This window comes from Corynebacterium sp. HMSC05H05 (genome assembly GCF_001807265.1).
In the GTDB taxonomy this organism is placed as follows: domain Bacteria; phylum Actinomycetota; class Actinomycetes; order Mycobacteriales; family Mycobacteriaceae; genus Corynebacterium.
Genome location: NZ_KV788395.1, coordinates 1 through 6331 on the forward strand (window position 1 = coordinate 1; position 6331 = coordinate 6331).

The following is a 6331-nucleotide window of genomic DNA, read 5'->3' on the forward strand; positions in this document are numbered from 1 at the left end:
CAGAGCCTCACACACAAACTTCCTGACACCCTCGCTACGTGCAGCAGGACAGCGCATGACCGATGCAGCGATCATCGACGCCTACGAACACGCCTACAACACCGCACAGCGCTTCGGAGCTGACGGACGCGACAACGAAATGCCACCCATGCGCGACCGCCAAACAATGGCCCGCCGCGTGCGCGGCTATGTCACACAATCCAAGAGCGGCTCATACACGAGCGCATCCGCCCCAGGACGCGCGACAAGCTCAGAACGTAAAGCCCTCGCCACAATGGGCCGCAAGGGCGGAAAGAAAGCCGCAGAACGCTGGAAAACCGATCCAGACGGTGAGTACGCCCAAGGTCGCCTAGCGGTTATGAAAAAAACCCACAAGAAGAAGAAAGCACAGGGGACGAACAACCGGCAGAAAGTGGGCCAATTTGTAAACGAGTACTGGATTGAAACTGATCGGATACCAACGTGGGGAGAGATCCAGGCTGAGACAGGACTCTCGCGCGCGACTGTTGCGAGACACGTTGCAGCTCTGAAAGAACAGGGTGAATGGCCTGATGTATAGGGGTCTCACACCATAGGCAATATACGGTTCCCCTGCCGCGAGGCAGTGGAGAAGAAGAATCGTTTTCTTGAAGCAGTTCTGGGAGGCGAAAGACCCGGGGAGCTACAGGGGGATTTGGGGAGTGCTCAACCCAGGGTCTTCGGACGCCTGCGGAGCAGGAACCCACCCCAGCGTCGCCAGCAGACTAACACCGACTTGCCGAACGCGCTGGGCAAAGAATGTTCGAGACTGCACCGGCTGTGTCGTGCGGGCTGCTTAGAGTACTGCCAACCTTGCGAGAACACCGCACCTGTTCGGAGAAATACGCCAGCCCGAACTTGACTACCTCTGTGTTCCTTCGGTTGTGAGCGAGTCCCGTCCCTATTTCACTGCTGCTCAACTGGAAGCACAGGTTATTGCGAGCAATCTGTTGCCGTTCTCGCCTTGGTGGTCGCTGCCGTTAGTGCCTGCTCTCCGCGTCCTCGGTGCGCGCCTCGTCGCTAGGGCAAGGCACAAAGCAACAGGTTTACTTCTTTGCTCGCTGCCGCAGGCGCTCTACGAATCCCTCGGCGTCTTCGCTTGCGACCTATTCCGCGAAGGCTGATCCGATCGCAAAGCTCATGCTGGGTTTGATGGGTTCTGTGGCGGAGTTTGAGCGCTCTATCATTAAGGAGCGCCAGGCCGAGGGGATTGCCCACGCGAAGGCACGCGGGGTGTACAAGGGTCGGGTGAAGGCGCTTACCGATGTCCAGGTCGCTCAAGCTTGACAGTGGATTTGCCCAAAGCGGAGGTGGCCCGCCGACTCGGGATCGGGCGGACTACGCTCTATAAATACTTGACGGAGGGGAGCTGTTGAACTACAGCTTTTAGCTGATTATATCCACGGCACCCCCCACTTACCGGGGTCCACCTGCTACAACTCCTCCGGGAAAGACTAAAACCCTATCCTGCGTCCCCTAATAAAAGGGGTACCAGGCCCTCTAGGGTAGGTATTTTTGGAGAGGATCTGAGGCGCTATTCCGTATCTGGCGCCAGCTAGGATGAGTCCATGGTGACTAAACGCTCATATATGTCTCTGACTGAAGAGGTCTTCCTCTATGCGACAGACCACGATTTGGAATATGTTACAGAGCAGGTCGTCAAGGCGATACGATCTAAAATCCCCTTAGTGGGTGAACCGACCGTAGAGTCTACCCCACTTGCGGTAGATGAATTTGATCTAGAACGTCAATGGATCGATGATTTCGGTACTCCCGTAAATCCAGAAGTGCTAAACCTAAATAGAGTCAAGGTCTCTTTTATGGCCGCATCTACCCACGAAGAAATCGAGCACATTGGTGAAGCCATCTACTCTACGATTAGGGAACTTAGTCGTAGAAGGAAAATAGCCTACTTCAGTATGCTGAGTGAGTGCTCTAACGGGGAGTGATCCTGACGGCACAGTGTCATTAAATACTGTAATAGCCGGTCAAGTCCGCGGAAGTGGTGTATCTGCCCTTTCGAGAAAACTAGCAGGGTAGCGACCTTACGGACTATCTCGTGTTAGGAACCGATGCTGATTGATGCTGTCTCCTGCTGGTCAATAGCAGGTCTGGTTTCACCGGCATCGATGATGTTCGCCGTGATCACCCACCGGTAGTTACAGATACACCACACTATCGGACACCACCTAAAAGCGTGATGATCCCCCCCGTCACCGTGCAGTGGTGAAGCCTATATCCTATGCCGTACTCCGAGTAAACCCGAGCGTTTGCCTTCGCGACAGCAATGGCTTTAGTCCTCCCGCTTTCGGAAATGATTCCTACGATATTTGTATCGCGAATACGTTCCACAGGACACTTGACAAAAACCGTTTTTGAAGCATAGGGGGATTTGACATTTACATTATCAGTGAAGAGGGGCATCGTCGTAGCGTTTGCCCCTGGAGATGCGCCCATCATGCAAAGAATCAAGCTAAGCGAGGCGATTCCTCGAACTGCAGATCGGGAGAGACCTGAGCGGCGCTGAAGAGTCTGGGCGTGCGGCATAAATCCCTTTCTTGGGTGAAAGTGAACAAAAGCAGGATGAAAAGTCATCCGGCGTAAAATCTTCTAAAAGCTGCCCGGTCGCGCAACTGATAATGCGCTCTTCTTATTGATTTAATATATTGCTTTAATGTCTGCACTTTGGGTGTGCATTCGGTAAAAATGCACTGAACCTGATCGAGCGGCAATCGAGTGGATGGATAGCTCAGGGGCTGCTCTGCAGGGGTTCTAGCGAAAGGCTTTAAGGTGCTCAGGGGGCTTGGGGTCAGTTGCTTCTGGCGGACGAGAGCTCTCTACCCACGGGAAGCATTGGGATGTGCATGTTTGATATAGGTACACCCATCTGTACGCGCTGACCTGCGGCGTTGTGGGTTGTGCCGAGCGTGCTGCCGGAGTCCCTTTCAGTGTCCCTGGGGTAGGAGCGGCCGCATGAAGGTGCGCTCGTACCGCAGGACGCACTCGGACTCGTCTCGAATCCGGTCAGCGGCGATGAAGTCCGAGTGGGTGCCGAACAAGGTGCGGTACTGCTCGTAGGCAGCCAGGCTGGGGAAGCTGAACAGGGATTCCGCACGGTCACTCACACCTTCCGCGGGTAGGTAGTACCCGTGGTGGGTGCCGCCGTGTTCGTCGACATGCCGCATCCAAGCGCGGGCGAACTGTTCAAAGGCTGCGATCTGGTCGGGGTCGATGGTGTAGTGGACGACACAGGTGATCACATCCACAACGCTAGGCCCACAGGCGCTCATTGGGGAGCCTTTGTCTGTGCGCCTCGTGGTGCAGCACACCAATCTGCCTGGTTTACCTGCGGAAATGCGTCAGTTCGCCAAGTTGGCGCCGAGTTCAACGGTGAGAACTCCGACGGCGATGAGGAGGATGCCGAGGGCCATGGTTCGGGTGAGGGGTTCGTGGAAGATGACCCGGGCGAGGATCGCGGTGAGAGCTACGCCGGATGCTGCCCAGATGCCGTAGGCGACGCCAAGGGCCATGCCGTCGGCCAAGGCGAGACTTAAGGCGACGAACGCCACGAGATACCCCGCGATGACGCCGATGAACCATTTCTTCACCCGGCCACCGTCGGAGGCTCGTAGCGACATGGTCGCGACGACTTCGGACAAGATGGCGCCTGCGAGGAAGATCCATCTCATGAGTTGACTCCTGCTTCCTGGGCTGCGGTTTGCTGAGCTTTCTGGGAGCCGAGTTCGACGGTGAGGACACCGCTGATGATCGCAACCATTCCAAGACCCATCACAGCGGTCAGAGGTTCACCGAAAATCGCGGCGGATAGCACGGCGGCGAGCACGACCCCGCTGGCTCCCCAGATGCCATAGGCGACGCCGATCTGCATTCCTTCGCGCAGGCAGAAGGTGAGGAAGACGAAAGTGCCGATGTATCCGGCAGCAACCACGATGTACCAGGATGGGTGATTGAGCGCCGCCTTGAGAGACAGCGTCGCCGCCACTTCGGTAGTGATGGCGCCAGCGAGCAGGAACCACTGCTTCATGGGGTTGTTCCTTCGATCAGGGAGCGAATGCTGGAGACGACGGCTTCGAGATCCGCGCCGTGGAGGGTGGACACACCTGTGGCCTGGGCGCCCCAGAGTCCGTCGGCGGCGAGTCGGGCGGTGGTCAGCCTGGCTCGGGTGGCGGCGTCGAGATCGTCCGGGAGTTCGAGCCAGCGGCCCATCCGCGTAGTCCACGGTTCGGTGAGTTCGGGCCGATACGTCGCTTGGCCCCAGATGATGAACTCGGCGCGCTTGGCGGCCCCGTGGGCGGCGACGTGAACGTAGCTCAGGAGCCGCTCGGTGGCGTTGGCGTTCTCGAGGGGCTTGCCAAGGGTGGCAGTCATGTCGTTCTCGACGTTGGCCGCAGCGTGGTCGACGATCGCGGCGAGCAGTACGTCGCGGTTGCGGAAGTGATATAGCAATCCCGGTTTGGTGAGCCCGGCCTCGTGGGACACTGCGTCAAGGGTAATGTCGCCACCCTCCGCTGCGTTCATGACGCGGAGGGCAGCTTCCAGGATCTCGGAGCGCTGACTGGTTCGCATATAGCTAACTTTACCATTTGGTAGGTGAAGCCTTCAACTGCGGGCGCTGGTAGGGGCACCTGGGGTACACCTCAATGCGACAGTGTGAGTGCGACACATTGCGCCGGTTTCCGCTGGGGTTTTCTCGCGTCGAAGGCACTCACTCGGGAATATTTTCCAGGCCAATGACCCTAATGCGACACAGGTTCCGCTACTCAACTCCCGAACTCGCGCGACTCAACTCCCGAACTTGCGCGACTCAACTCCCGAACTCTGGGTAGCATTAGGTCTATAACCCTATTGCGACACATGGGGAGGTCTGATTTTGTCTCAGCGGCTAGGAACTTTGCTTGAAGCCAGCGGTCGGCCAAAGCAGGTTGTGGAGATTGTGCGGCTCGGCTCGAAGCAGGCGCGCATCCGCGAGTCGTACTACATGCCTGGTGACGCTAAGCATGTCGAGACGAAAGTTCCACGAGAGCGGGTAATCGAGGACGGCGGTGACGCCTACCGCAGACAGGGAAAGTCCAAGTGTGCGACGTACCTCGATCTAATGGGGGAGCCGTCTGCGATGGTGAAGGTTGTCCACGCCCACAAGCTGAAGTCGATAGTTCGATTCTTTGAAGGCGAACAACGCTTCCCGGAAACTGGAGGCTGGGGACGGGAAGAAGAAGTAGAAACTCGCAACCTGCTCTGGGACGCCGGGAAGTCGTGGGGAAAGCGCCCATCGAAACTTGTGGAGCTGGAAGAGCAGGCAGAGGTACTCGACAACAAGGAAACGAGGTCTGCTTCTGCCGAGACGAGCGGGGAGGCGTCAGAGTCTTCGGTAACTGTTTCCTACATGCGTGTGTCCAGCCAGGGGCAGCGACTCGACCGCCAGGCCGAGGAAATCTACCGGGAGGTCGGCACGCCGGATAAAGAATTCACGGACAAAGTGTCGGCGGCAGGCCACGCTGACCGGCCGGGACTCGATGCCTGCCTGGATTATCTCCGTGCGGGTGATGTTCTCGTTGTGGCGAGCATTGACAGGCTCGCCCGGTCGGTGGTGGATCTGCGGCGCATTGTTGATGCGGTTGTCGATAAAGGCGCGCAGGTTCGGTTTGTCAAAGAGTCGTTGGTGTTTGGAGCGGGGAGTGATCCGCGTTCTGATCTGATGCTCGGCATTCTTGGATCGCTGGCGGAGTTCGAGCGGGAGATTATTCGGGAGCGTCAAGCAGAGGGGATCGCCGCGGCGAAAAAGCGCGGCGTCTACAAGGGTCGGAAGCCAGCTCTGACTCGTGCGCAGATTGACAACGCCCGACAGCTCAAAGCCGAGGGAGTTGCCGTGACTGAAATAGCGCGCCGGTTAGGTGTGCACCGATCAACGATCTACCGAGCACTAGCTGATTAGTCTTTGTTGTCGCGCTCGCGATCTTCTTGGAGTGCCTGTTCCATAAAACCGAGCGTGATTTCCTCGAATGCATCTTTGATAGCGAGACGCTCGTAGTCGGCAGCGACTTGTTCCCAGTGAATCTTTTCGAGTTGTGGAAGTGCGGCCCATAGCGCCATGCGGAGATAGGTGCCCCGGCTTCGCCTAGTGCGTGCGGCGAGTGCGTCGAGGCGTTCGGCTAACTCAGGTTCAACGCGAACGGAGATCACCGGCCCGCGTCCTACCCAGTGTTTCTGTTTCCGTGTAGCCATGACTTCGCTCCTTGCCTGACGTGACGTTCGCGGTAAGGTGCTGTTGCAAAGTTGGGGCAGTAGGAAGACC

The 6331-nt window shown here is 57.5% G+C and carries 9 protein-coding genes and 2 pseudogenes; 6 read left to right on the top strand and 5 right to left on the bottom strand.

Annotated elements, in window-relative coordinates; translation table 11 throughout:
• The 5 genes and pseudogenes from HMPREF3151_RS11575 to HMPREF3151_RS11835 form a co-directional block, all read left to right on the top strand.
• A pseudogene (locus tag HMPREF3151_RS11575) lies at positions 1 to 559 on the top strand (replicase RepA); the annotation flags it as partial.
• A gap of 274 nt (positions 560 to 833) precedes the next feature.
• Positions 834 to 1142 (top strand): annotated as a pseudogene (locus HMPREF3151_RS12275) (type IIL restriction-modification enzyme MmeI); the annotation flags it as partial.
• Positions 1143 to 1170: 28 nt separating this feature from the next.
• Complete coding sequence (locus HMPREF3151_RS12175; RefSeq protein ID WP_246815225.1) at positions 1171 to 1305, top strand: recombinase family protein; 135 nt, start codon at positions 1171 to 1173, stop codon at positions 1303 to 1305.
• Between the two features lie 23 nt (positions 1306 to 1328).
• A complete protein-coding gene (locus HMPREF3151_RS12180) occupies positions 1329 to 1394 on the top strand; it encodes a helix-turn-helix domain-containing protein (protein ID WP_246815227.1) in 66 nt (21 codons plus the stop codon).
• Between the two features lie 192 nt (positions 1395 to 1586).
• Positions 1587 to 1967, top strand: a complete 381-nt coding sequence (locus HMPREF3151_RS11835) for a hypothetical protein (RefSeq protein ID WP_141741357.1) — start codon at positions 1587 to 1589, stop codon at positions 1965 to 1967.
• Positions 1968 to 2963: 996 nt separating this feature from the next.
• On the opposite strand, the gene HMPREF3151_RS06835 is transcribed toward HMPREF3151_RS11835, so the two are convergent.
• The 4 genes from HMPREF3151_RS06835 to HMPREF3151_RS06850 form a co-directional block, all read right to left on the bottom strand.
• A complete protein-coding gene (locus HMPREF3151_RS06835; protein WP_174232238.1) occupies positions 2964 to 3278 on the bottom strand; it encodes an NIPSNAP family protein in 315 nt (104 codons plus the stop codon).
• 99 nt (positions 3279 to 3377) lie between these two features.
• The gene (locus HMPREF3151_RS06840; RefSeq protein ID WP_003849969.1) at positions 3378 to 3707 is read right to left on the bottom strand and encodes a DMT family transporter; all 330 of its coding nucleotides are present in this window, start codon (positions 3705 to 3707) and stop codon (positions 3378 to 3380) included.
• On the bottom strand, positions 3704 to 4063 hold the full coding sequence (locus HMPREF3151_RS06845) for a DMT family transporter (protein ID WP_048733039.1): 360 nt from the start codon (positions 4061 to 4063) through the stop codon (positions 3704 to 3706). Before HMPREF3151_RS06845 ends, HMPREF3151_RS06840 begins: the two co-directional genes overlap by 4 nt.
• Complete coding sequence (locus HMPREF3151_RS06850; RefSeq protein ID WP_070474817.1) at positions 4060 to 4605, bottom strand: TetR/AcrR family transcriptional regulator; 546 nt, start codon at positions 4603 to 4605, stop codon at positions 4060 to 4062. Before HMPREF3151_RS06850 ends, HMPREF3151_RS06845 begins: the two co-directional genes overlap by 4 nt.
• 325 nt (positions 4606 to 4930) lie before the next feature.
• Between HMPREF3151_RS06850 and HMPREF3151_RS06855 the strand changes: the two genes are divergently transcribed.
• Entirely contained in the window at positions 4931 to 5971 is a 1041-nt protein-coding gene (locus tag HMPREF3151_RS06855; RefSeq protein WP_246815226.1) for a recombinase family protein, read from the top strand.
• On the opposite strand, the gene HMPREF3151_RS06860 is transcribed toward HMPREF3151_RS06855, so the two are convergent.
• Entirely contained in the window at positions 5968 to 6261 is a 294-nt protein-coding gene (locus HMPREF3151_RS06860; protein ID WP_070474818.1) for a ribbon-helix-helix protein, CopG family, read from the bottom strand. The two genes, HMPREF3151_RS06855 and HMPREF3151_RS06860, sit on opposite strands and share 4 nt — an antisense overlap.
• Positions 6262 to 6331 lie beyond the last annotated feature (70 nt).

What these genes read in the sequence shown, in the direction of transcription:
- HMPREF3151_RS06840 (WP_003849969.1), bottom strand. Translation starts at nt 3,707, where the DNA reads ATGAGATGGATCTTCCTCGCAGGCGCCATCTTGTCCGAAGTCGTCGCG.
- HMPREF3151_RS06845 (WP_048733039.1), bottom strand. Translation starts at nt 4,063, where the DNA reads ATGAAGCAGTGGTTCCTGCTCGCTGGCGCCATCACTACCGAAGTGGCG.
- HMPREF3151_RS11835 (WP_141741357.1), top strand. Translation starts at nt 1,587, where the DNA reads ATGGTGACTAAACGCTCATATATGTCTCTGACTGAAGAGGTCTTCCTC.
- HMPREF3151_RS06860 (WP_070474818.1), bottom strand. Translation starts at nt 6,261, where the DNA reads ATGGCTACACGGAAACAGAAACACTGGGTAGGACGCGGGCCGGTGATC.
- HMPREF3151_RS06850 (WP_070474817.1), bottom strand. Translation starts at nt 4,605, where the DNA reads ATGCGAACCAGTCAGCGCTCCGAGATCCTGGAAGCTGCCCTCCGCGTC.
- HMPREF3151_RS12175 (WP_246815225.1), top strand. Translation starts at nt 1,171, where the DNA reads ATGGGTTCTGTGGCGGAGTTTGAGCGCTCTATCATTAAGGAGCGCCAG.